This is a genomic window from Alcanivorax sp. HI0044 (genome assembly GCF_001634945.1).
On sequence record NZ_LWEZ01000354.1, the window covers coordinates 1 to 1,076 of the forward strand.

Here is a 1,076-nt window from a genome sequence, read left to right on the forward strand (position 1 = left end):
ACGTCAGCAAGGCTGGCGCCGTTGGTTGCTGTAACCCGTCCGCAGCCTTGGCTTTGCACGTAACGCCCAAATCACGCCTTTGTCACAAATAGTCCATCCAGTGTCCTGCCACGCCAGTGAAAGCGCGGCGTGTCAGGGCTACTATGAGTGAAAATAAGGAGTGTATGCATGCGACGCTGGAATGGCTGGGGTGACAGCAATAATCACTATCCGTTGAAACCGTCCGGGTTGGCCTTTATTCAGGCGCGCCTGGGCCGTGCCGAACCGCTACCCGACGCGGAAATGGCGGCAGTGATTGCCCAAGTGCCGGCGTCCCGGCTACCGGAACACCCAGGGGTCAAGACCGATGCGGAAACCCGGCTGCGTCACGCGCGCGGGCAAAGCCTGCCCGACTGGCTGGCCATGCGCTCCGGTGAGTTCGAGCGATTCCCGGATGGGGTTGCCTCGCCTTCCAGCAGCGAAGAAGTTCGCGCACTGCTCGATTGGGCGTTGGCCCAGGGCATTACCGTGATTCCCTATGGCGGTGGCACGTCCGTGGCAGGACATATCAATCCCCCTGAGGGCGATGCACCGGTTCTGACCTTGAGCCTGGCGGCCATGGACCAGCTGATGGATCTGGATACGCAAAGCCAGATCGCCACGTTTGGCGCTGGCACACCCGGCCCCAAGGTGGAGCAACAGCTCCGTGAGCGGGGCTACATGCTGGGGCACTTTCCCCAATCCTGGGAGCTTTCTACCATTGGCGGCTGGGTGGCAAGCCGCTCCAGTGGCCAGCAATCCATGCGTTATGGCCGCATTGAGCAGATGTTTGCCGGTGGTCGAGTGGAAACGCCCAAAGGTACATTGACGATTCCTACCATTCCGGCCTCATCAGCCGGGCCTGACCTGCGGGAAATTATCCTCGGCTCGGAAGGGCGCATGGGGGTGATCACCGAAGTCAAAGTACGGGTCACGCCGTTGCCGGAAACGGAAACGTTTCAGGTGGCGTTCGCCCCGGATTGGGATACCGGCAAAGAGCTGGTGCGGCAGATGACCCAGGCGAAGATACCGCTTTCCATGCTGCGTCTGTCCAATGC

The 1,076-nt window shown here is 61.0% G+C and carries 1 protein-coding gene; it reads left to right on the plus strand.

Features of this window, described 5'->3' with window-relative positions; all coding sequences use genetic code 11:
- Window positions 1–168: 168 nt before the first annotated feature.
- On the plus strand, window positions 169–1,076 hold a 908-nt coding region (locus A3730_RS04315), incomplete at its 3' end, for an FAD-binding oxidoreductase (protein ID WP_156500892.1).